Raw genomic sequence first — 23,572 nt, forward strand, 5'->3', positions numbered from 1 at the left:
TATGTCAAATATACCCCGTCCACGTTGGACAATTATTCTCGCGACTGGCGCGTTACACCTATTAGCTCTCTTGGCATTTTTGCCGAGTAATTTTAACTGGAGTGCTGTTGGTGTTGCCCTATTGTTGCACTGGATAACGATTGGACTCGGTATTTCTTTGGGTTTCCATCGTTTAGCCAGTCACCGTAGTTTACAAGTGCCTCAATGGTTGGAATATTGTCTAATTTTCTGCGGTACGTTGGCGGGACAAGGAGCGGTTCTGGGTTGGGTTGGTTACCATCGAATTCATCATTTGTATAGTGATCAACCCTTTGATCCCCATGATTCGACTCAGGGATTGTGGTGGAGTCATATCAGTTGGTTAATGCATGAGGTGTCAGCAAAAACTGAATTGTCTCGGTTTACTCAAGACATTGCTGATGATCAATTTTATCGGTTCTGCCACCAGCATTACATTAGTTTGCAAGTGGGGTTGGCGATTTTATTGTATGGGTTAGGAGGAATGCCGTTTGTGGTGTGGGGCATTTTTGTGCGCCTGTTTGTCGGATTTCATAGTACCTGTTGCGTGAATAGCGTATGCCACAAATTTGGTTATCGCAGCCACGCGACAGGCGATTACTCCACGAATTGCTGGTGGGTGGCTTTGCTGACGTTTGGTGAAGGATGGCACAACAATCACCATGCTTGCCAATCTTGTGCACGGTACGGTGTATTGTGGTGGGAAATTGACCTGGTTTGGCTGATGATTCGTCTGTTGCGAAGACTGGGATTGGCGACTAAGGTCAGAGTTTTCTAAACCTACAGGATTAAGTGCTTGGGGAAGATGGAAAAGCAATTATAAAATCTATTGTAGGGGTGTAGGGGCGGGTTTCACTACCATCGTTTTTTGTCCACCCTAACATCACTAAACCCGCCCAGACCTAACCATTCAATTATCACAAATGACAAATGACAAATGACAAATGACAAATGGCTGAAACAAACTCTCAAGATTGGCAGCACGATTTTATCGCCACTAACCTATTAATCAGCGGCATTTTTTAATTTGACAAATTTACCCATTGCCCCACCAAAATGTTACGAGATTGTCTGTAGAGGATGGGCAGAATTCCAACCGGAGGACACCCAATCCAAAGAACGAAAAAGATGAGGCGACGGGTTAACCAAAAAAAAGACGCGATCGCCCCGAATTATAGCAACCGCCATGGCTGTTAGGACACATCATTTATGTAGAGACGTTGCATTTTAGTCTCTACAATGGTGCCGAACTATAACAGACGGGTATGATGACATCAGCATAGAGTGCGATCGCCCCTAATAATAGATTTGACCGTTTGTCTTTTGACAAAACACAAGACAAGCATGATCATCGATTCGGCATTTCTCAAACGTTGTGCCGCACCGAAACAACAACATCAACACAATTGTCAAACGGCTTGAGGTATAAATATTATGCAACAGGGCAGTGGCAGAGTAGGTAGAGGGGCGATCGCACTTTTAGGCGCAGTGCTGGTATTACCGTTAGCTACGCCATTACCGGGTTACGCCCAACCTAGGGAGATCACACCCAACACAGGGGAGGAAATTACCCCGGCTAACCCGCAGAACATTATTGTGCATCTTCAACACAGCACCGATGATCTTCACGCTGTTTTGATGGCGCTGAAGCTGGGGGGTAGTATGCAAAGGAAAGGGGCACAGGTTACGCTAGTGCTAACCCTGGAAGGCGTGCGACTGGCAGATGTTCGACAACCCTTAGATCTGCGTTGGGGCGACAGTACCATGACTGTTGCTGAACTCTATGAGGATTTTGTGACAGCAGGTGGCAAGATTATCGTCTGTCCGGTTTGTGCCAGCGCCGTCGGGATTGATGAAAATTCTTTGCGTCCTGGAAGCCAACTTGCCTTGGAGGATAATGAAATCCCTAACTTAATTTTAGCGGCTGACAAGGTGCTGGATTTCTAACGATCAAAAGTCAATAAGGCACGCTAATTAAGGCGGGTGGGCAATGCCCACCCTAAGGTATATCAAGGTTTTGATGCTTCCAAAATGCTTATTCATTATACCGAGAAGGTTTACCCGTGGTGAGGATGAGATTTCGACGCGATCGCACGATACCTTGTTCAATTTCCCAAAAATAGTCTGAACCCAGAGGTAGCAAGTCTTTGCGATTAAACTGATTAAATCCTGCTTGAGAACGGGTATGAGTCTTCGTACCATCAGGGGACAGTGACAGCCAAACAGGTTGTAAACCATCTGGGTTAACACAACGTCGCGGGGTAGGAGCAGCATTTGGCGTTGAATATAGTAGTGTGCTTGCCAATCCACCCCTGGATAAACGCCGACGGATAGAAGTGTTAGCGATCGCACACGTTCAGGATAGCGATGAGCATACAGGAGTCCTAACAATCCGCCTGTGCTGTGTCCGAGAAGATGCAGGGGGCGATCGCTAGACTTGAGATAGTCATGGAGTAATACCAAGGCGGCGTCTAGAGACGTCGGTTCGTCCAGTGTTTGGTGATAGTGCCACCGAGCGATCGCACCGTACTCCGAAAGATGACTCAGTAAGGGACGATCAAATCGTGCTAAAGCTGGACTGACATGGAGCCAAAGGGCATCGGGAAATTTAGACATTTCAAAAATCCAAGAAAAACGCTATGGATGAACCTTGATCCCTCAAGCTGTTTTCTGACAAGACTGTTTTGGCTTGGCTGAGATCGCTAATCGAGATTTACAACTGAATGTTGAGGAATAATGTTCTGGCAAGAATGAGCGACAATCGCCAGGGTGGGGTCAAACCAGGATATCTCAAACAGGGTGAATGCGCCTGCCCAGAAGGTGATGAGGGCAGCTTGAGCAACGTGGGTGGCAATGAATAAGCCAGAGAGATCGGCAAACCGGGCATTGCCTGCCCACCAATCGTACTTTACGTCTGGATTGTCATAGGTTTGCATAAGTGTCCGTCGATTGAGGTGTGCAATTTGTTGCGAAAGATATTCAACAAGATAGCGCTAGTTTAGATAAATTATCAATAAGCTAGTATTAAGTTTTATGACAAAACTGACGCACTCCGGTTTTGATAACCCGTTTAATCAACGTTTTGTAAGGGTTTGCTGACTTGTGAGGCGTTCAAAATCTGTCCAAATCTCTTAGTTGAGCTGGAATGAGACGACAATAAGTTAAGAATTTTTATCAACTGAATTCGGATTAACAGAAGTGGTTTTCCCAGCTAATCACAGCCCCTAGCCAAGGGATGAATGGCTCTTGAGTGGCAAAATGTCTGCGCTGAACAACGGCTACTGTGGGTCAACACTACAATTGCTATGGCGTTCATGCGATCGCGCCATGATCAAGGTTCACTTGACAGCTCAGGTAAACATGGAGTTAACTTATCTGTAATTAACAATTAATTGCAATAGTCGGGGAGCGGTAGCCATGCAGCAATCCAAACACAACTTTCTGTATCCCCGCGCCCGTTATCGCGGAGCCGTCAAGCCGGAGCATCTGGTGCTGAATGCCAATCTGCAAGAGTTTGCCCAGCGAGTCAGCTATATTTGCAACTTACAAACGGCGGGTAAATTGTCTCCCGATCAGGCGTTCGAGCAGATCGAGTCTCTTTGGCATCAGTTGCAACAATGTCAAGCCCAGTTGAGTACAAACGAGCTGGAAAATCTTCAAGGGCATGGTTTGTAGGGGCGGGTTTTACAACTATCGTTTCTTAAGGTGGGTTTTGTTGTCCAGTTTGGGATTAATCGATTGCCGTCCGGTGGGGAAATGGACAGGTTTTGTTGTTCATTGATCGGTGGGGAGGGCGGGTTTTGTTGTTCCGTTAGTAGTGACTAGCTGAATTGATTCCCTAAACCCGCCCCTACAATTGTCCCTAAACCCGCCGCTACATCTAATTTTTATACCCCAAATGCATTGGCTAATAAATTACGCAAATTTATTGTTTTTGTCCACAGTCCAATGAACCGAAAATGCGATACATCCTTTGAGGAGATCGGGGAATGGAATCAATAGCTATCCCCGTCTGTTGAGCCTTTACCACTGGGGTAAATTAATCATTAACTGTTCTGCGGCTTGCCGATTCAATGGCTTAGAGAAAAAGTATCCTTGACCATATTCACATCGCCGCCCTCTCAGTTGGGCTAACTGCATAGTCGTTTCTATCCCTTCTGCTACAACATCCATACCTAAATTGTGAGCCAAGGTTACAATCGCTTGCACAATCTCCCCATTTTCCCCAGCATCCCCCATGCGACTGACAAAGGAACGGTCAATTTTTAAGGCATCAATGGGAAACTGATGTAAGCGACTTAACGACGAATACCCGGTGCCAAAATCATCAATGTACAACTCAATATTCAATGCCTTCAATCGCTCCAATAAAGCCGACGCCGAATCGGAATGTTCCATAATCCCGCTTTCGGTAATTTCCAACTTGAGAGTGCTGGGATTGACATCTGTCTCTTGAATAATTTGGTCAATTTGCTCAATTAAATCCGCTTGGGAAAACTGTTTCCCCGACAAATTAACGCTCATGGTTAACGGGGGATAGTGGCTAAACTGTCGTTGCCATTGGCGTAGCTGATAGCAGGATGTTCGCAACACCCACTGACCAATGGGAATAATTAAACCCGTTTCCTCAGCTAACGGAATAAACGCGCCCGGTGAAATCATTCCCTGTTCTGGATGCTGCCAACGCACCAGCGCTTCAAACCCGGTAATCTTACCTGTCGCCAGGGAAATAATTGGTTGGTAATAAACCTCAAGTTCTTGGCGTTCAATTGCCCATCGCAGTTCGGTTTCCAAGCGTAACTGAGCAAGGGCGCGACCGGACATGGCGGTGTCAAACATGACATAACAAGCGGTTCCCTGAAGCTTTGCCCGATGCATGGCGGTATCGGCATCTCGGAGCAAATCTTCCGCTCGGTTATACCCCATACCACTCAGGGCAATCCCGATACTGGCTGTGGCAAACACCTCATACCCATCTAAGTTAAATGAAGATTCCAACGTTTGGTGAATCGATTTGGCGATATCTTTGGCTGCTCCCGTATTGGGAATATCATCGAGTAGAATCGTAAATTCGTCTCCCCCTAACCGAGCTAAGGTATCGCTGGGGCGTAAGCACCCTTGTAATCGGTCGGCGATCGCACTCAGCAGTCGATCACCGACCAGATGACCCAAACTATCATTGATCACCTTGAAACGGTCTAAATCCAAGACAATCACCGCACATAAATAGTCCCAGCGTTGCCCTGCCCGTCGCAACGCATACTCGAGCCTATCCATGAATAATGCCCGATTCGGTAATCCGGTCAATACATCGTGGAAAGCATCGTGGAGTAACTGTTCCTCCATGCGTTTGCGATCGCTAATATCCACCACCTGACTAATATAGTGCAGGGGTTGACCTTGAGAGTCTCTAACTAACACAACCTTCAAAATAGCATTGACAATTCTGCCAGATTCTGATATAAAACGCCGTTCAGTTTGCAAATGGGAGAGTTCTCCCCGCCGCAACGATTGATGTTGGGTATCGTCGAGTGTCCGTTCAGTCGGGTGGATAATTTCTGTCAACGTGAGAGCCAACAGTTCCTGAGCCGTATACCCCAAGGCGTCACACAATGCCTGATTAACCTTGAGGAATTGACCCTCAAGGGAAGTCATTGCCATGCCAATGGGAGCAAGTTCAAAGGTGAGGCGAAACTGCTCCTCACTTTTGAGTAAAGCCGCCTCAGCTTGTTTGCGTTTGGTCGTATCGGTAGCAATTCCATCCATACGAATGGCAGTACCTCTGTGATCGTAAATTAGGCGGGCGCGATCGCGCAGCCAACGCACTTCGCCATCCGGTCGTACAACCCTATATTCTATATCTTTACTCCCCTGGTGCATCAGCGTTTGAGATGCTATTTCCACCCGTTGGCGATCATCAGGATGAACGACTAACTCCCAAAGACTGGGACAATCCACAAAGTCGGATACGGGGCGACCATAAACTCGTTCTGTCGCCGGATTCAGGTAAATAAACTGTTGAGTCTTCAGGGACGCTGACCAGACCACATCGTCTAGAGACCTGAGAATACTCTCCAGCTTTTCCTCACTCTGTCGCAGGGCTTCCTCTGCCTGCTTCCGTTTAGTAATATCGGTTTGAATCCCGACAAAGTGGGTTAAATAGCCATCCCCATCAAAGACGGGCGAAACATAGAGTTCATTCCAGAAAAGGCTGCCATCTTTACGATAGTTCTGTAAAATGACATGGCACTCTCGTTGCTCTTGAATCGCTGTCGCTAACTTAGTCACCCCGGCTTGATTATAATCAGGTTCTTGCCAGAAACGACAGTTGTGTCCAATCACCTCCTCTGCGGTATAACCCGTCATTGACTCGAAGGCAGGGTTAACATAAATAACTGGGTTATCCGGTTGATTAGGATCAGTAATAATCACCCCATTATTACTCGCCGCGATCGCTCGCTGCATCAGATAGAGATTCGCCTCTGACTGCTGATGTCCAATCGCCAAGGCTAAAACATTGGCAACCGCTTGGAGAAAGTGAATCTCATCTTCACTAAAACGGCGCTGGCTGGTGGTATGCGCCCCCAACACTCCAAAGGGTTGCTCTTGACCCGGAATCACCACACTCACACCACTGACTACGCGATGATTGTAGAGCAGAGGGGGTCCACTAAAGCGAGTATCAATCGGTAGATCTTCAACCACGACAGGTTCTTGAGATATCAGATTATAACCCGCTTGGGAATTCCTGTTGGCACCGACTAAAGCATACCCAACTAATCCCGGCGACCAACCCACACCCGCTTTTAGTAAAAACACATTACCATTGGGTAGGAGTTCTAACACTTTGCAATACTCAACCTCTAAGGTTTGAGCAATCGTACTTACCGCTTCGTCCATCAGGGTATTTAAATCCAGTCCCGAAAGCGCCCGTTGGCTCAATTTAGCGATAGTTGCTTGCTGACGCGCCCGTACTCTGAGTTCTCGGTCTGGCTGTTCTCTATGGGTCAGATCTCGAATAACCAGTTGGGTTGCTCTTTGACCTTGATAAATGGCGGGTAAACGGGCAATTTCCACATCAATGATCTGACCGTCTAACTGCACAACTTGTTCGGTAACAAATTTTGTGGGTAATGTTAGGGTGTGAGGTGGATTCGTCCTTCGTTTGTGATCAGAGAATTTCTCTGTATGCTCAGAACCAACAACTCGGTGATCTTCCCTATCTCTCTGATTTCCCTGATCCTTAGGGTTAAACTCTGACCAAGGTTTACCGATAAGTTGACTTTTACTAATGGCTCCCAGTAGTTTGACACCTTTAGGATTGATATAAACCAGTGTACCCTGACTTTCGAGGGCGATCGCGTCGGGAGACTGTTCAACCAACCTCTGATAGCAAGCTTCACTGTCTTTGAGAACGGCTTCTGTTTGCTGATATTGGGTAATTTGCTGATAGGTATCGCTGATATCATGGAATACACTCAAAATAGTTTTTTCCTGATTTAAGGTCAACAGCTGCATCGATACCGTTACCAACAAGGGCGTGCCATTAATTGTATGAACACGAACTTGAGCATTCTGGACAACACCCTTTTGGTCTAATGTGGCTAACAGTTTTTGCCAGTCGGCAGGATTTTCATAAAAATCGGGCATTGAGTTACCGACTAACTCTGAGGTAGCGACGCCAAACATTACGTTAGCGTGGGAATTTCCGTAGACAATTGTGCCATCAGAGACTCGGGCGATCGCCACAGGTACAGGGAAGGCTTGGGTAATTGCCCGAAATTGTTCTTCTTGCTGTTGCAGTTCGGCTTTAGTGTTTAGACAGTCTGCTATCTCTTGCTTCAGTTCATCCGACTGGGCGATCGTGCCGCCTTGATCGTATAATTTGCAGGTATGATAGTCTTCCCAGTTAGGGTATGAAGGGGACAAAATGTCTAGCTTCTTTACCTTGGCAACAAACGGTAACCATTGCCATAAGCCGATAAGCAACAGTCCAAATCCCACCAGATATGCCAGCGTCATTGGAATCAGCGTATCAATTGGATTCGAGTTTAGGGTGGTCAACCCAAGAGTACGGTTAACTAAATCCATAAACCCATCCAGACAAATTAAGCCGTAACCCGCCAGCATATAAAACCAGCCCGGTTGTCGTTCAATCTGTGATTTTGAGCCGATCCACCACAAATAACCAAGAATAGGCATCATTAGGGACACCCTGAGGCTCCCGATTACAATTTCCCTCATAATTTATTTAGGGCAAGTGTGAGTCATCAACAAAAGGAACAGTCTATTTTGGAAGATCCAAACGTTTGTCAGATGTTTTCTTGAAAACGAAATAATACCAAACATCCACTTTAAGCTGGCTACGAGTAGAACTCCCTGGTGTCAGATTAAGTTTGGCTCGATGCATCTGCCCTGATATTTCTTCGCCAGAGTGGTATATTCAGTAATTTTTCAGCAACATCTGCTTATTGACACCAACTTGGGGATAATAAGGAACAGTAGATTGATGACGACAACTACGTCGCCATCTATTTGTATATTAGAACACTAACTTCGTCTTAATAGTTGACAAAATTGTCATACCATGCGTTGAAAAAGCGAGTATTCTAGTCTGATTTTCCCAATCCAGTACCAACGCCCATAGGATGACTCGACTGACTCTAGCCCTGTAGTCTCTTGTCCCTTCAAAGACGTTCAGCCAATCTCAACTTGGCAGAACGAGCGCGGGGATTTTCATCCCGTTCCGTGGGTTGTGGAGTTATGGGTTTTTTGGTAAGCACCCGCAATATTGGTGAATCCCGCAAGTGGTGTTTAACCAGACGGTCTTCCAAGCTGTGAAAACTAATAATACCAATTCTGCCGCCTGGTTTTAACCAAGTTGGCGCACAATTGAGAAATTTTTCTAGGGAGGATAATTCTTGGTTCACGGCAATGCGAAGAGCTTGAAAGGTGCGAGTGGCAGGGTGAATCCTACCATAGCGGTATTTTTTGGGAACTGATCGCGCGATCGCCTCGGCTAATTGGGTGGTGGTTTCAAAGGGGCGACGTTCCACAATTGCCCGGGCAATCCGCCGGGATAAGCGTTCTTCACCATACTCATAAATCATGTTTGCCAGTTGGGTTTCATCCCAGTGATTGATAATCTGGGCGGCGGTTAAGGATTGGCGTTGATCCATCCGCATATCTAGAGGGGCTTGATGGCGAAAACTAAAGCCGCGATCGGGAATATCCAGTTGGGCGGAACTAACGCCTAAATCAGCAACAATGCCATCAAATAACGAGTCCGGCGGTTGATAGTCCACAAAATTCCCCCGCCAAAATTGGATGCTCACGCCATAGGGTGCTAACCTGGCTTTAGCCGCTGCGATCGCCTGGGCATCTTGGTCAATAGCGGTGACACGGACATCTGGGACAGCAGATAGAATTAACTCACTATGTCCACCTCCACCCACCGTCGCATCCAAATAATGCCCACCTGGACGAATCGCCAATCCAGCGATTAACTCCTGACTTAAGACTGAACGATGAAAAAACTGCGCTGCTTGCGCCTCAAACTCCATATAATTAAAGGGATGCAACAAAAGTAAACATAAGCGAAGCGATCAGCGATGAGCAATAACGGTTGTCAATCCGTAGGGTTGGTCAATTCAATCCCAAGGTGGACACAAATCAATAGACAATAGGGATATTCAGAAAAAGATTCGTGCTAATCGCGCTCTCTGGGACAGGGTGTTATTGTACCCTTACCCTAGACCATTACCTGAATGTCTATGTTAAAGCGTCATCGCTAAAAATTGGGTAAACCAAATACATCACTATGGCACAACTCGAAACCAGAACCGACCCAATGGTTCTCAACTTGGGTCCTCACCATCCGTCCATGCACGGCGTTCTCCGCTTAATCGTCACTTTAGACGGGGAGGATGTGATCGATTGCGAACCGGTTATCGGCTACCTGCATCGCGGTATGGAGAAAATAGCTGAGAACCGCACGAATATTATGTATGTCCCCTATGTGAGTCGGTGGGACTATGCAGCGGGCATGTTTAACGAAGCGATTACCGTTAACGCCCCGGAAAAATTAGCGGATATTGAGGTACCCAAACGCGCCAGCTATATCCGCGTGATTATGCTGGAGTTGAATCGCATCGCCAATCACCTGCTGTGGTTAGGACCCTTTCTGGCTGATGTAGGGGCGCAAACGCCTTTCTTCTACATCTTCCGGGAACGGGAATTAATTTACGACTTGTGGGAAGCCGCCAGCGGACAACGCCTGATTAATAATAATTACTTCCGTATTGGTGGAGTAGCGGTTGATATTCCTTATGGGTGGGTTGACAAATGTGAAGACTTTTGCGATTACTTCGCCCCTAAAGTCGATGAATACGAACGCCTAATTACCAACAACCCCATCTTCCGCCGTCGTGTTGAAGGGGTGGGTACGATTACCCGCGAAGAAGCGATTAACTGGGGACTATCCGGTCCGATGTTACGGGGATCTGGCGTGAAGTGGGACTTGCGGAAAGTTGACCACTATGAATGTTACGACGACTTTGATTGGGACATCCATTGGGAAACCGCTGGGGATTGTCTCGCCCGATATTTAATTCGGATTCGGGAAATGCGGGAATCCCTGAAAATTATTCGTCAGGCATTAAAAGGATTACCGGGTGGTCCTTATGAAAATCTGGAAGCCAAACGTATGGCTGAAGGAAAGAAATCTAAGTGGAATGATTTTGATTATCAGTTTAGTGGTAAGAGAATTCCGCCAACCTTTAAGATTCCCCAGGGTGAACACTATGTTCGCTTGGAAAGTGGCAAGGGAGAATTGGGAATTTTCATTATCGGAGATGATAATATCTTTCCTTGGCGTTGGAAGATTCGTCCACCGGATTTCAATAATTTGCAAATTGTTCCCCATATTTTGCGGGGAGTGAAAGTGGCAGATATTATGGCGATTCTTGGTAGTGTTGACGTAATCATGGGTTCAGTAGACCGCTGATTAAGTTATAGATACTGGGAGGAAGTGGCACGTTGCTGGATGTGCCACTTTTTTTGGCGATATTTAGGGCTGGCTGCACAAAGCCAAAATTATTAGCTATCAATACTTTTGAGCTTCATTTACAGAGGGTTTTATTCAAGGAAATGGGGTAGCATTTTTCATAAGTATGGCATCACCTTGCTCAGGGAAAATGTACCCCTTGCTTCCCCAGCTTCCCCTGCTTCCCCAGCTCCCCCAGCTTCCCCAGCTTCCCCAGCTTCCCCAGCTTCCCCTGCTTCCCCAGCTCCCCCAGCTTCCCCAGCTTCCCCTGCTTCCCCTCACCACAACACTTATTCAGCAAACCCTAAGTACTCCCTACGACTCTTGCTTGTGAACCCGATTCACCGGAAACTAGAAAAGTTGTGCCAAAACTCGTCCAGTTGAGGGGGAGAAAATTGTGACGTTTACTTCAATTCATGCTTGTCGAAAAAGCATCCGCCAAAGGATGGAAAAATGCCGCAGGGGTACGTTAGTTCTCATCGAAGGGATTGACGAGACCAGATTTTACCGACAAGCGCATCCGGATTTTAGTCCCGTGGGTTGGCATTTGGGTCATATTGCGTTTACGGAAGCGTACTGGATTCTAGAACGCTATGCTGGCTTAAAACCCCTGTTCCCAGAGTATCATCGGCTTTTTGCGGCGGATGGTTTACCCAAGTGCGATCGCCAAAAATTACCGTCCTTGGCAGAAATTCAAGATTATCTGGATATCGTCAGAACTCAAGTCTTTGACTATCTGGAAATTGCCCCCCTGGATCACCAAGAACGCTTATGGCGATGGTTAGTGCAGCACGAGAGTCAACATACTGAAACCATTGCCTTTATCTTGCAATTACACCGCCTATCGGCTCATGGTAATACCTTGTGCCAAACTGGACGCACGCCTAGGTCATTCGTTCTGACTGAATCCTTTGCACCTCAAGGAGATAAGACGCCGGATAAAGGACAGATGATTGAAATTCCGGCGGGTGAGTTTGAGATGGGAAGCGATGAGATTGATGCAATGGATAACGAACGCCCATGCGATCGCGTTTTTTTAGATACCTACTGGATCGATCGCTACCCGGTTACCTGTCAACAGTATCGGGCTTTTAGTGAAGCGGGGGGATATCAAAATCATAACTGGTGGTCTATAGAAGGATGGAAATGGTTGCAGGATAATCCTGTCGCCTATCCCCTCTATTGGTCCGATGAACCCTTTTGGGATAATCATCCGGTTTATGGGGTGAGTTGGTATGAAGCCGAAGCTTATGCTAATTTTGTCGGCAAGCGATTACCCAGTGAAGCTGAATGGGAAAAGGCGGCGAGTTGGGATGTACAAAAGGGATGTCGTCACATCTATCCCTGGGGTGATACGGAACCCACATCCTATTCTTGTAACTACGATAATACGGTAGGACACACCACGCCAGTTGACGCCTATCCCCAGGGAAAAAGTGCATCAGGTTGCTACGACTTGTTGGGGAATGTTTGGGAATGGACAGCTAGTTGGTTTGATGGATACAAAGGGTTTGTCAGTTATCCTTATCGCGGCTATTCTCAAGCCTATTTTGATGGCGAACATCGAGTTTTGCGCGGTGGTAGTTGGACAACTCGTCCGTGGGCGATGCGGTGTAGTTTCCGTAATTGGTATTATCCCAGTGTGCGTCAGATTTTGGCTGGGTTTCGCTGTGCGACGGATGGATAATTAGTTAGGACTTACGCAAAGCCTCTATGTGTAGTGGCGTGGCACACCTTATTTGGTGGATTAGAATTGTAGGGGCGCAAGGCTTGCGCCCGGTTTAAACGTCAAATCTATTCCACAATTTTAGCTGTGCCACGTCAGTAGGGTGTGTTAGCGTAGCGTAACGCACCTTTGTCTCGATATGTGGTGTAGCTGCGGAAGTCCTGATTAGCGACAGATGATCAGGGCGGGTTTTGAATTGACGTTATCATCAATAGCGAAACGTAATTCCCTAAACCCGCCCCTACAGACGCGATGCGCGAAACGTCTTTAACCCTAAAATCTATTGTTTATCTTTATAAACTTTTAACCTATTAACGACTTCTACTATTAATTACAGCCGCAAACAGCAGATAAAGCACACCAAAGGCAATGGCAACTTCTTCAGCCCATTTCGAGCCATAGATTCTATACCAGTTATCGAAACTTCGTAAAATACGAAGGATTGCATCTATGCCCCAATCCAGAAGTTGAAACCCAATATAAATTAATGCAGCTACTCCTAATGCTTGGATAAAAGCATTCTTGAATAAATCATTCATGACATTTTTTTATTTAGCCTTAAGCAAGATCCCCGACTTCTTGGAGAAGTCGGGGATCTGTCTGTATACTGCACTGTATGCGATCGCCTAACTTTATTTGGTATCTTTGGCTACAGTTTTCTCCGTCGATTCCGGAAAGGCAGGTTAAACTTAATAGAAAAAGCTGCTGAAGGGAGGTTATAAAAATGGATGAAGTTGTCAAAAAAATTGCCGCATTGGGATTACCTGGGGTGATTCTGGTGGTGACGATGGCGGCGACAGGATTGACAGGGGCGGCGGCGATCACGGCGGCTTTAGCTTTTCTGGGGGGTCCGGCGGGAATGTTAGGCGGAATTGCGGTTTTGGGATTGACGGGTTGAATTCTGCGATCGCACAAATTAGACGAGATTTGGCTTAACTTTTATCCGATGGAGGTGCTACATAGGCGAGAGATTCTTCATTCCGCTTCGCTCCATTCAGAATGACACTAATATAGTGATATAACAATGTCATGCTGAGTGGAGTCCGTAGCGAAGCGAAGGAACGGAACGAAGCATCTCATTACTCAATTCAAGAGACCAAGGTTTCATATTCCGAAAAATGCTCCAATTATACTAATCCAACCAAGAAAGTGAATACGTATTACGTCTACATGATGACGAATCGTTCAAAAACGCTTTATACTGGCGTGACAAATGATTTATATCGTCGCGTATACGAACATAAACAAAAGCTGATTCCTGGATTTACTCAAAAATATAATATTAATCGACTCGTTTATTATCAGGAAACTTCAGATATCAGGGAAGCAATCGCCCGTGAAAAGCAGATTAAAGGGTGGTTACGTGCTAAAAAGATTGCTTTGATTGAATCGGCAAATCCTCAATGGCGTGATTTGAGTGCGGATTGGTTTGAGACGTAGTGCTATATGTTCGTGACATATTGGCACATAGTCTTCGTTGCGCGATCGCTCCCCTGAGAATGACACAATTGAGTTCAGGGATGAAAAGCGAGAATTATAACGGATATAATTATAAGAATCATAGTATAGCGATCGCCTTTAAGTCGTGAGTTAAGACAATCCAGAATAAACGCGATCGCAACTCCCACAAGCCTATATAGTCCTGACTAGCACCCAGGTGCGCTCGTTTGTAGTGAGCACTTTAGTGCCATCCATAAGCCAGCGCTATAGCTTTTCCGATTGATTCAAACACGCTTTAATTAACCGGGGTAAAATTATGATTAGTTCTCATGATACCCACACCGAGGACACTCGCCCACTGAACCGTGATCCGAAAATCGAATCCGTTTGCCAGTTTCTGGAGGATATCGAATCTCATTTTAAGTATAAAACCCTTTTACATACCCAACACCCAGTTCCCCGTAAATCTCTCTATATCCCCATTCAAGTAACCCGCGAACGCAATTATCGTCATGAGGTGGAAACCTTCTGGGGATACGCCGAATCAGAAGCTGAACTTAAACGCGCTTATGCGATAAAAAATCGCGACGTTGACAGCAAACGATACCGCGTTCCCTGGGAACAGGCAAAGAAAAATTATCAGCGCTTGATGGTTCTAGCTGATCCGGGAATGGGGAAAAGTGCGCTACTCCGACGAGAAGCCGCATTAACGGCAGCCAGTGAACGACAGAAATTGGTGGATGCTAAAATTACCGTTGAGGATGCAGTGTTTCCGCTGTTTATTCGCCTCGTCGATCTCTATGAAACCGCTGATGATATTGCGGTGGCGATCGCATCCCAGGTTCAACGGGATTATCCCACAACTTGGGCGGATATTCAACCCTGGTTACAGGCGAAACTGCGTCAAGGGAAATGTCTGTTGTTGTTCAATGCCTTGGATGAAGTCCCCAAACGCGATCGCAATACCTTAGCCGCGAAACTGAACCAATTCCTGGAAACCCATCCCTGTCCGATTATTTGTACTTCTCGGATTGTCGGGTATGGTGGCGCGTTTATTAATGGGGCAAAGGAAGTCGAAATTATTCCACTGAGTCAACCCCAGATTGAACGATTTATTCACGCCTGGTTTAAACATGGCACCGATTCAGAAAAAGACGGGATTTCCGCTGACAGCTTAATTGAACAACTGCGACAAAATCCCCAACTGCGCGGCTTGGCACAAAATCCCCGATTACTTTATTTACTGTGCAGCTTATATTATGAGCAAGTCCTCACCTTACCCGCCCGTCGCAGTCAAATTTATCAGAAAACTGTCGAGTATCTCCTGAGTCAATGGACGTATCATCGGGGGTCAGAGAGTGGGGTTAAAATTCGCTTATTGGAAGACCTAGCTTATCAGTTTACCTGTAAAGGGCAAGATGTGTTTGATTCCCAGGAATTGAAACAGGAAATCGCTAACGCCCTAAACCAGGATCAGGCGTTAGAACCCTTAAGCCAACAAACCCCCGCCCAACTCTTGGTACAACTGTCTGGAGAACAGGGGATTCTGCATCGATTGACTCAAGAAGGCGATCGTTATGTGTTTATTCACCGAATTACCCAGGATTATTTAACCGCCTGTTATTTGCAGCGGGTGATTCAAGAGAATCCCAGTCAGGGTATGGCATTGGTGAAAGCCCATTTGTGGGATTATGATTGGCATCAAAGCATCAGTCTCCTGGCGGGATTAATGGATGATCCGATTCCGTTACTCGAAGCCATTACTCAGGAAAAAGATGATATCTTCTCTACCTTACTCCTGTTAACTGGGCGGGCGATCGCTGAATGTGATCAATTGTCTCATCCCTTAATTACTGAGGTAATTGACCACATTTATGACTTGTGGCATCATTATCCCTTCGTTGGCTTCATTGCCTCCACCGTTGTCGCCTTGGGGCAAACCAATTCCCAGATGGCAGAGAAGTTACAGCAGGATTTGGATGAGAAACAATATTATACCCGCAAAGATTTCGTCGCCGCCTTAATTGCCGCCTTGGGTCAAATTGGTAGTCCCTCCGCCGTCGCCACGTTAATTAAAGCCCTAAATCAGGGACCTTGGTATGTTCGTGGAGAAGCCGCTACCGCCTTGGGTTATATTGGCGATGCCGAAACCGTGAAAGCCTTAATCCCCGCCCTCCGGGATGAGGATAGCGTGGTTCGGGGTGAAGCCGCCGCAGCGATGGGGCGGATTGGCACATCGGCGGCGATACAGGCGTTAATTGTCGCCCTCCATGATCAGGAGAGTTATGTCCGAGGCGAAGCGGCGATGGCATTGGCGCAGATTGGTACACCGGAAGCCTTGCAGGAATTGGTTAAGGTGCTGAATCACCCGGATAGCTTTGTCCGTTGGCAAGCCAGTGGTGCGATTCACCTGGACAATCCCACGGTAGTGCAGGCGTTAATCCAAGCCCTGAACCATCCCCAGAATCAGATTCGCGAAGAAGCGGCGATGGTATTGGGGAAAATCGCCACCAAGGAAACCCTGGAGGCATTAATTCCGGCGCTACAAGATGCTGATCCAGTGGTACGGGAAGAAGCAGCGGAGGCTTTGGCGCGTTCCGGGAATCCTCAGACGTTGGAGGTGTTAATTCCAGCGTTAGCGGATACTGATCCAGTGGTGCGCCAGGAAGCAGCAGCGGCGTTAGGGCGGATGGGAACAACCCCTGCGTTAACCGCGTTAATCCCGATTCTTCAGGATCAGGATAAACGGGTGCGAAAACAGGGGATTGAGTCATTGGGGAGAATGGGGACTCCAGCGGCGCTACAAGCGTTAATTCCCCTATTAAAGGATGGCGATGGGGATATCCGAGGCGCAACGGCGACAGCCTTGGGGCGTATCGGTACTGCACCTGCTTTACAGGCATTAATGCCCTTGCTTAAGGATAATGATTGGTTTGTCCGGGAGCAAGCGGCAATGGCATTAAGTCGGATTGGTACACCGCAGACATTGGAGGCGTTATTGCAATTCCCGACAACTGAGATTGAACGCCCGGAAATCTTGACCTTGATTCGCACGTTGGCGGTGCGGTTTAGTCGGGAGAAGTCCCCATTGGTGCCAGTGTATCCGGAGTTGGTGGGAGCTATGGGGGGATTCCGTCGGTTAGGGCGGAAGTTGAGTGGAAAGCGATAAAACCCATTTGTCTTATGTCATTTGTCTTGTGTCATTCGTAGGGACGGTAGGGACGGTAGGAGCGGTAGGGGCAAAGCATTCGCGCCCAAATTGATTGTACGATTAAATGTTAATCGTGAATGCGAGAGCCCATGCTATTGGCATCGTGCCTTAAGCGACAAACCAATTCGCGATCGCGGGATACCAATGGATAAGATTAGGGTACTAAGTAGGGGCATGATTACTACTGGAGGGAGTTTTATTTTTCTGAAAGTGATATCTGGAGAGTCGCCCCAGTATGGGTTGTCCCGGTTATTCTCGCTGCTGAATCCGGGTAATGATTTATATACGGTGCTGCGGATTTTAAAGCAGTTAGCTCGATTTTAACTTTAGTCAGGGCGATCGCGTCTTCAGATATGGATAGATAAAATTAGGCGATCGCTCTGTGGTTGGTACATTCAAACCCCAATCATTGTCCTTACTTTTCATCGGCTCTCTCCAAACCTCTCTCCAAACCTCTCTCCTACAAGGAGAGAGGCTTTGAATTCTACCCTTTCCGTTATCGGTGTTTAATGGATGTGCGATCGCCTTTTCAGATATGGATAGAGACGTTTCGGCGGAGGAGTCTCTACCATAAGGTTTCTATCTACTCCTAAACATTTCCCCCTCATCCCCTAACCCCAACTCCGGACCCCCCTCGTTCCCCCCTGCGAGGAGGGATGACAGAGGATGCTTCGCTTTTGTTGCATGGGAGAAGGGGAACCGGATTCTCTTGCTCCCCTCTTGCTCCCCTCTTGCTCCCCTCTTGCTCCCCTCTTGCTCCCCTCTTGCTCCCCTCTTGCTCCCCTCTCCCAAGCTTGGGAGAGGGGCTGGGGGTGAGGGCTGGCGTGGGTGAGGGGTGAAACTTAAGTTGACACCAATGCCCCGCTTTGCTTAATTAACAACACCACTCCATTTAATGCGATCGCGTCGCCCTGTCCTAGTTTACTCACTCACGAGTGTTTGATACTCATCAACGAGTCTTTATCGCTCTTTTGTCAATCTGGGAAAAGAATTATCAAACCCGTTGCGTTCAGATGTAGAACACTCTGGTGTCTCCCTGTCTCTGCGTCTCCCCATCTCCCCATTTTCCCCATCGGCTACAGTAAGAAAAGAGGATTCAAGGCGGGCTGATGACAGAGAACGAACTACTCCAACTCATTGAACAAGCAGCGCGGGAAGAATGGACAGAACTTGACCTGTCTGGCAATGATTTAACCGTGCTACCGCCGGACATTGGCAAGCTGACTCACTTAAAAAAACTGATTCTGGGTAAATGTAAGTCTACCTCTAAGGGTTATTTTGCCTTTTTTAGGACTATCAGGAACAAGTTAAGCGCCTTACCTAGGGAAATTGGACAGCTTCATCAGCTTGAAGAACTTCAGGTTGTTGGTAATCAACTCCAAGAACTGCCCCCAGAAATCGGTAAACTCACCGCCCTGCAATCCCTTAACCTCAGCCACAATAATATTCAAGAACTGCCCCCAGAAATTGTTCAACTCACTTCCCTAAAATCCCTTTATCTCTGGGACAATAATATCCAAGAACTGCCCCCAGAAATTGTTCAACTCACTTCCCTAAAATCCCTTGACCTCTGGGACAATAATATCCAAGAACTGCCTGCCCAAATCGGTAAACTCACTGCCCTGCAATCCCTTGACCTCAGCGTCAATAAACTCCAAGAACTGCCCTCCGAAATCCTTCAACTCACCGCCCTGCAATCCCTTAACCTCAGAAGCAATAAAATCCAAGAACTGCCCTCCGAAATCCTTCAACTCACTGCCCTGCAATCCCTTGACCTCAGCCACAATAATATCCAAGAATTGCCGCCCGAAATCGGTCAACTCACCTCCCTGCAATCCCTTGACCTCAGCAGCAATAAAATTCAAGAACTGCCCCCCCAAATCGGTCAACTCACTTCCCTGCAATCCCTTTACCTATACTGCAATAAAATTCAAGGACTGCCCTCCGAAATCCTTCAACTTACCGCCCTGCAATCCCTTGACCTCAGCCACAATAATATCCAAGAACTGCCTGCCCAAATCGGTAAACTCACTGCCCTGCAATCCCTTGACCTCAGAAGCAATAAAATCCAAGAACTGCCGCCCCAAATTTGTCAACTCACCGCCCTGCAATCCCTTAATCTATACGACAATAAAATCCAAGAACTGCCGCCCCAAATTTGTCAACTCACCGCCCTGCAATCCCTTGACCTGGGCAGTAATAGAATCCAAGAACTGCCGCCCCAAATTTGTCAACTCACCTCCCTGCAATCCCTTGACTTCATCGGCAATAATATCCAAGAACTGCCGCCCCAAATTTGTCAACTCACCGCCCTGCAATCCCTTGACCTCAGCGTCAATAAACTCCAAGAACTGCCCCAGGAAATCAGACAACTACCCAATCTAAAGATGCTAGATTTACGCAACAATTCCCTCCCCATCCCCCCAGAGATTTTAGGGTCAAAAGAATCGTACCAAAACCCCGGCGATGTCCAAGAAATTCTGGACTTCTATTTCCGCATCCAAGACTCCACAGAAACCGCCCCCCTCTACGAAGCCAAATTCATCATTGTCGGTGAAGGCGCAGCCGGAAAAACCACCCTAGCCAAGAAAATCGAACGCGAAACCTACAAACTCCAACCCGATGAAAAATCCACCCAAGGCATTGATGTCATCCAATGGCACTTTCCCCTCGCCAACGGAGAAGACTTTCGCGTCAATATCTGGGACTTTGGCGGACAGGAAATCTATCATCAAACTCACCAATTCTTCCTCACAAAACGTTCCCTCTATGCCTTAGTCGCCGATGACCGCAAAGAAAACACCGATTTTTACTGGTGGCTAAAAGTCGTGGAACTCCTCAGCGAAAATAGCCCCGTTCTGATTATCAAGAATGAAAAACAAGACTGTCAATGTCTCATTAACGAACGCCAACTCCGGGGACAATTCACCAATCTCAAAGCAGTTATCCCCGCCAACTTTGCCACCAATCGCGGACTTGATCACATCAAAGACGCCATTCAACAATATATTACCCACCTCCCCCATGTAGGCAACCCCTTACCAAAACTCTGGGTACGGGTTCGCGCAGCCTTAGAAAACGATTCCCGCAACTATATCACCCAACAAGACTACGACCAAATTTGCCGCCGCAATCAATTAACTGACCGCCAAGATAGGCGGCGTCTCAGTCGCTATTTACATGACCTCGGCGTCTGCCTCCATTTCCAAGATGACCCCACCCTAAAACACTATATTATTCTCAAACCCGAATGGGGAACCAGCGCCGTCTATAATGTCTTAGATAATCCCACGGTTCAGAAAAATCTCGGCTGTTTTACCCAAGACACCCTGGCTGATATTTGGCATGAAGATGAATATAACTCAATGCAGGATGAACTGCTGCAATTAATGATCCGGTTCAAACTCTGCTACCCCATCCCCAATCAGACGAATACCTACATCGCCCCCCAACTTTTAGATATCAATCAACCCGACTACGATTGGGATGAGCAAAACAATCTCATCTTGCGCTATGACTACGAGTTTATGCCCAAAGGAATCCTCACCCGCTTCATAGTCGAAACCCACCCCTGGATAGAAAACCAAACCCTAGTCTGGCGCAGTGGCGTAATCCTCAACAAATACCAAACCCGCGCCGAAATTATCGAATATTACTATCAGCGCCAACTCAAAATCCGGGTATCCGGAAACCGCAAAAAAGAACTCCTGGCGGTAATTACCCATGAACTGGAAAAAATCCACCAGTCTTATGAACGATTGCGGTATAATACCCTCGTTCCCTGTAACTGTAGCGAATGCCTCGGCAGTCCGAATCCCTATTCCTATCCCCTCGACAACCTCCGCAAACGCTTAAACGCGGGTCGCTATGAGATTGAATGCGATAATAGTTATCAAATGGTGGATGTGCGCCGTTTAATTGATGATGTGAACCTCTCCCCCTACCCGCAAGATAAACTAGGCATAGACTCACCCTTTGATAAAGCTAGAGATTCCCAATTACAACAGGAATTGAAACAGGAAAGAGAAGCCTCCTTTAGCCATCCCCACCGCCAAACCTCCGCCAAGGATTCCCAGATGAATGAAGCAAACGCCGCCAACTTCGAGAAAAAAATCTTTATCTCTTACGCTTGGGGAGGGGAAAGTGAGGAATTTGTCAACCGTCTATATGAAGTGTTTCAATCCCAGGGAATCACGATTGTCAGGGATAAGCAAGATTTAGGGTATAAAGGGCTAATCAAGGAATTCATGCAGCGCATCGGTAAGGGGAAATGCGTTATTGTGGTGATTAGCGATCGCTATCTCAAATCCGACAACTGTATGTATGAACTCGTCCAGATTGCCAAAAATGGCGAATTCTACAACAGAATCTTCCCGATTGTTCTATCTGATGCCACAATTTATGACCCAGTAGATCGGGCTGATTATATCATTCATTGGCAAGAACAAATCGATAAACTCGAAACCAAAATAAAATTAATCGCCTCTTCCGCCAACCTCCCCAGTTTACAACGTTCCATCAACGAATACACCGAGATTCGCGCCACAATCGATGGACTCACCGATACGCTACAAAACATGAATACCCTCACCCCCGATATTCACAGCGAATCGGGGTTTAATCATCTAATTAACGCCATTCAAGAACAACTATTGTAGGGGCGGGTTTAGGGATAAGCTGTCATGCATTTAAATTGGGTATTAGTAGCGAGCAAGATGCTCGCACTACAAGGATTGCGCCATTATTGATATTAAGGTTTAAATGCCGAACAGCTTACAATGAATGGGGATACCGATAACTTACCAACGAAACCCGCCCGGATTCAAGTAGGGGCGGGTTTAGGGATAAAATAAATGGGGATACCAATAACTTACCAACGAAACCCGCCCGGATTCAAGTAGGGGCGGGTTTAGGGATAAAATAAATGGGGATACCAATAACTTACCCACAAAACCCGCCCGGATTCAAGTAGGGGCGGGTTCCGTTACTATTATCAGGGGATTCAGCCTATGGGAAGACGTTACGCCATAATTGGTACAGGTGCGATTGGAGGCTTTTACGGCGCTTGCTTGCAAAAAGCGGGACTCAATGTCCATTTTCTCCTCCGGCGCGATTATGACTATGTAAAAGAGCATGGTTTGGCAATTTCGTCAACCTGGGGAGACTTCACTTTACCCCAGGTGAATGCCTACAACCAGGTCAAAGATATGCCCGCTTGTGATGTCGTTTTAATCGCCCTCAAAACCACCCAAAATCATCTCCTCCCGCACCTGCTTCCGCCTCTGCTTAAACCTGGAACTGTGGTGATTACCTTACAAAATGGGTTAGGGGTTGAACCTGAAATTGCCGCCATCGTCGGGGAAGATATCGAAGTTTTAGGGGGACTTTGCTTTGTCTGTTCTAATAAAATTGGATTGGGTCAAATTCACCATCTCGATTATGGTCAAATCCAGCTAGGTGCCTATGGAAATAACCATCAGCCTCAAGGAATTACGTCAACAATGCGTCAGATTGCGGCTGACTTTGAACAAGCCAATATTCCGATTCAGCTTGCTGAGAACTTACTCCTCTCCCGGTGGAAAAAATTGGTGTGGAATATTCCCTATAATGGTCTATCTGTCGTCTTAGATGCCACAACTGATGCGATTATGAAAGATAGTCATGGGCATCAGCTATCGGAACAACTGATGCGAGAGGTTGTAGCTGGGGCGGCGGGGTATGGTTTAGCAATCAAAGAGAGCTTTATTCAAAAAATGCTGGATTATACGATGAAAATGAAACCCTATCGCACCAGCATGAAAATTGACTATGATTGTCATCGTCCATTAGAAGTAGAAGCCATGTTTGGTAACCCGATGCGGGCGGCGCAAGCGGTTGGGGTGGCGGTTCCTAAAATAACCATGCTTTATCAGCAATTAAAATTTTTAGATGCTAGAAATACCGCGATTGGCGATTAGGGATTGGGTTTGTAGGGGCGGGTTTAGGAAATTTCATGTCGCCATTGCTGATAACTTTTAGGCAAAACCCGCCCTGACTAACTTTTAATTTTTGCCCAAAATTGCGGCATGACACAGCTAAAATTGTGGAATAGATTTGACGATTAAATCGGGCGCAAGCTTTGCGCCCCTACAGT

Annotated in this window: 16 protein-coding genes and 1 pseudogene; 12 read left to right on the top strand and 5 right to left on the bottom strand. The window is 46.9% G+C overall.

Annotation, left to right across the window (positions count from 1 at the left end):
- Nucleotide 1 precedes the first annotated feature (1 nt).
- On the top strand, nt 2-796 hold the full coding sequence (locus tag RIB93_RS08290; RefSeq protein ID WP_446372104.1) for an acyl-CoA desaturase: 795 nt from the start codon (nt 2-4) through the stop codon (nt 794-796).
- A 656-nt stretch (nt 797-1,452) separates the two neighbouring features.
- The gene (locus RIB93_RS08295) at nt 1,453-1,965 is read left to right on the top strand and encodes a DsrE family protein (RefSeq protein WP_446372106.1); all 513 of its coding nucleotides are present in this window, start codon (nt 1,453-1,455) and stop codon (nt 1,963-1,965) included.
- Between the two features lie 27 nt (nt 1,966-1,992).
- Here the strand turns inward: RIB93_RS08295 and RIB93_RS08300 are convergent, their stop codons facing one another.
- Both RIB93_RS08300 and RIB93_RS08305 read right to left on the bottom strand, forming a co-directional pair.
- Nucleotides 1,993-2,634, bottom strand: a complete 642-nt coding sequence (locus tag RIB93_RS08300; RefSeq protein ID WP_446372108.1) for an alpha/beta fold hydrolase — start codon at nt 2,632-2,634, stop codon at nt 1,993-1,995.
- Nucleotides 2,635-2,783: 149 nt separating this feature from the next.
- Nucleotides 2,784-2,954: pseudogene (locus RIB93_RS08305) on the bottom strand (chlorophyll a/b binding light-harvesting protein); the annotation flags it as partial.
- 303 nt (nt 2,955-3,257) lie between these two features.
- Between RIB93_RS08305 and RIB93_RS08310 the strand changes: the two are divergent.
- Both RIB93_RS08310 and RIB93_RS08315 read left to right on the top strand, forming a co-directional pair.
- Nucleotides 3,258-3,410: a hypothetical protein gene (locus tag RIB93_RS08310; RefSeq protein WP_446372110.1), complete on the top strand. Its 153-nt coding sequence runs from the start codon at nt 3,258-3,260 to the stop codon at nt 3,408-3,410.
- 25 nt (nt 3,411-3,435) lie between these two features.
- Nucleotides 3,436-3,693 carry a DUF7219 family protein gene (locus RIB93_RS08315; protein ID WP_446372112.1) on the top strand — a complete coding sequence of 86 codons (258 nt, stop codon included), beginning with the start codon at nt 3,436-3,438 and terminating at the stop codon, nt 3,691-3,693.
- Between the two features lie 348 nt (nt 3,694-4,041).
- On the opposite strand, the gene RIB93_RS08320 is transcribed toward RIB93_RS08315, so the two are convergent.
- Both RIB93_RS08320 and rsmH read right to left on the bottom strand, forming a co-directional pair.
- The gene (locus RIB93_RS08320; RefSeq protein ID WP_446372114.1) at nt 4,042-8,223 is read right to left on the bottom strand and encodes a PAS domain S-box protein; all 4,182 of its coding nucleotides are present in this window, start codon (nt 8,221-8,223) and stop codon (nt 4,042-4,044) included.
- A gap of 482 nt (nt 8,224-8,705) precedes the next feature.
- Nucleotides 8,706-9,581, bottom strand: coding sequence for a 16S rRNA (cytosine(1402)-N(4))-methyltransferase RsmH (gene rsmH / locus RIB93_RS08325; protein ID WP_446372130.1), 876 nt, complete (start codon nt 9,579-9,581; stop codon nt 8,706-8,708).
- A 257-nt stretch (nt 9,582-9,838) separates the two neighbouring features.
- On the opposite strand from rsmH, the gene RIB93_RS08330 reads away from it, so the two are divergent.
- Nucleotides 9,839-11,023 (top strand): NAD(P)H-quinone oxidoreductase subunit H, encoded by a 1,185-nt coding sequence (locus RIB93_RS08330; RefSeq protein ID WP_446372116.1) that lies wholly within the window; start codon nt 9,839-9,841, stop codon nt 11,021-11,023.
- Between the two features lie 436 nt (nt 11,024-11,459).
- Nucleotides 11,460-12,749, top strand: coding sequence for an SUMF1/EgtB/PvdO family nonheme iron enzyme (locus RIB93_RS08335; protein ID WP_446372118.1), 1,290 nt, complete (start codon nt 11,460-11,462; stop codon nt 12,747-12,749).
- 350 nt (nt 12,750-13,099) lie between these two features.
- On the opposite strand, the gene RIB93_RS08340 is transcribed toward RIB93_RS08335, so the two are convergent.
- Complete coding sequence (locus RIB93_RS08340) at nt 13,100-13,327, bottom strand: hypothetical protein (RefSeq protein ID WP_446372120.1); 228 nt, start codon at nt 13,325-13,327, stop codon at nt 13,100-13,102.
- Nucleotides 13,328-13,512: 185 nt separating this feature from the next.
- Between RIB93_RS08340 and RIB93_RS08345 the strand changes: the two genes are divergently transcribed.
- The 6 genes from RIB93_RS08345 to RIB93_RS08370 all read left to right on the top strand — a co-directional run bounded on the left by RIB93_RS08345 (nt 13,513) and on the right by RIB93_RS08370 (nt 23,396).
- Nucleotides 13,513-13,686 carry a hypothetical protein gene (locus RIB93_RS08345; RefSeq protein ID WP_446372134.1) on the top strand — a complete coding sequence of 58 codons (174 nt, stop codon included), beginning with the start codon at nt 13,513-13,515 and terminating at the stop codon, nt 13,684-13,686.
- A 272-nt stretch (nt 13,687-13,958) separates the two neighbouring features.
- The gene (locus tag RIB93_RS08350; RefSeq protein ID WP_446372132.1) at nt 13,959-14,228 is read left to right on the top strand and encodes a GIY-YIG nuclease family protein; all 270 of its coding nucleotides are present in this window, start codon (nt 13,959-13,961) and stop codon (nt 14,226-14,228) included.
- A gap of 316 nt (nt 14,229-14,544) precedes the next feature.
- Nucleotides 14,545-17,397 carry an NACHT domain-containing protein gene (locus RIB93_RS08355; RefSeq protein WP_446372122.1) on the top strand — a complete coding sequence of 951 codons (2,853 nt, stop codon included), beginning with the start codon at nt 14,545-14,547 and terminating at the stop codon, nt 17,395-17,397.
- 216 nt (nt 17,398-17,613) lie between these two features.
- Nucleotides 17,614-17,763: a hypothetical protein gene (locus RIB93_RS08360; RefSeq protein ID WP_446372124.1), complete on the top strand. Its 150-nt coding sequence runs from the start codon at nt 17,614-17,616 to the stop codon at nt 17,761-17,763.
- 785 nt (nt 17,764-18,548) lie between these two features.
- Nucleotides 18,549-22,097 (top strand): leucine-rich repeat domain-containing protein, encoded by a 3,549-nt coding sequence (locus tag RIB93_RS08365; RefSeq protein ID WP_446372126.1) that lies wholly within the window; start codon nt 18,549-18,551, stop codon nt 22,095-22,097.
- Nucleotides 22,098-22,448: 351 nt separating this feature from the next.
- Nucleotides 22,449-23,396, top strand: a complete 948-nt coding sequence (locus tag RIB93_RS08370; RefSeq protein WP_446372128.1) for a putative 2-dehydropantoate 2-reductase — start codon at nt 22,449-22,451, stop codon at nt 23,394-23,396.
- The last annotated feature ends 176 nt before the right edge of the window (nt 23,397-23,572 follow it).

Origin of the sequence: Coleofasciculus sp. D1-CHI-01 (genome assembly GCF_040218875.1) — a bacterium.
GTDB lineage: Bacteria > Cyanobacteriota > Cyanobacteriia > Cyanobacteriales > Coleofasciculaceae > Coleofasciculus.

What these genes read in the sequence shown, in the direction of transcription:
- RIB93_RS08290 (WP_446372104.1), top strand. Translation starts at nt 2, where the DNA reads ATGTCAAATATACCCCGTCCACGTTGGACAATTATTCTCGCGACTGGC.
- RIB93_RS08295 (WP_446372106.1), top strand. Translation starts at nt 1,453, where the DNA reads ATGCAACAGGGCAGTGGCAGAGTAGGTAGAGGGGCGATCGCACTTTTA.
- RIB93_RS08300 (WP_446372108.1), bottom strand. Translation starts at nt 2,634, where the DNA reads ATGTCTAAATTTCCCGATGCCCTTTGGCTCCATGTCAGTCCAGCTTTA.
- RIB93_RS08310 (WP_446372110.1), top strand. Translation starts at nt 3,258, where the DNA reads ATGGCTCTTGAGTGGCAAAATGTCTGCGCTGAACAACGGCTACTGTGG.
- RIB93_RS08315 (WP_446372112.1), top strand. Translation starts at nt 3,436, where the DNA reads ATGCAGCAATCCAAACACAACTTTCTGTATCCCCGCGCCCGTTATCGC.
- RIB93_RS08320 (WP_446372114.1), bottom strand. Translation starts at nt 8,223, where the DNA reads ATGATGCCTATTCTTGGTTATTTGTGGTGGATCGGCTCAAAATCACAG.
- rsmH (WP_446372130.1), bottom strand. Translation starts at nt 9,581, where the DNA reads ATGGAGTTTGAGGCGCAAGCAGCGCAGTTTTTTCATCGTTCAGTCTTA.
- RIB93_RS08330 (WP_446372116.1), top strand. Translation starts at nt 9,839, where the DNA reads ATGGCACAACTCGAAACCAGAACCGACCCAATGGTTCTCAACTTGGGT.
- RIB93_RS08340 (WP_446372120.1), bottom strand. Translation starts at nt 13,327, where the DNA reads ATGAATGATTTATTCAAGAATGCTTTTATCCAAGCATTAGGAGTAGCT.
- RIB93_RS08345 (WP_446372134.1), top strand. Translation starts at nt 13,513, where the DNA reads ATGGATGAAGTTGTCAAAAAAATTGCCGCATTGGGATTACCTGGGGTG.
- RIB93_RS08350 (WP_446372132.1), top strand. Translation starts at nt 13,959, where the DNA reads ATGATGACGAATCGTTCAAAAACGCTTTATACTGGCGTGACAAATGAT.
- RIB93_RS08355 (WP_446372122.1), top strand. Translation starts at nt 14,545, where the DNA reads ATGATTAGTTCTCATGATACCCACACCGAGGACACTCGCCCACTGAAC.
- RIB93_RS08360 (WP_446372124.1), top strand. Translation starts at nt 17,614, where the DNA reads ATGATTACTACTGGAGGGAGTTTTATTTTTCTGAAAGTGATATCTGGA.
- RIB93_RS08365 (WP_446372126.1), top strand. Translation starts at nt 18,549, where the DNA reads ATGACAGAGAACGAACTACTCCAACTCATTGAACAAGCAGCGCGGGAA.
- RIB93_RS08370 (WP_446372128.1), top strand. Translation starts at nt 22,449, where the DNA reads ATGGGAAGACGTTACGCCATAATTGGTACAGGTGCGATTGGAGGCTTT.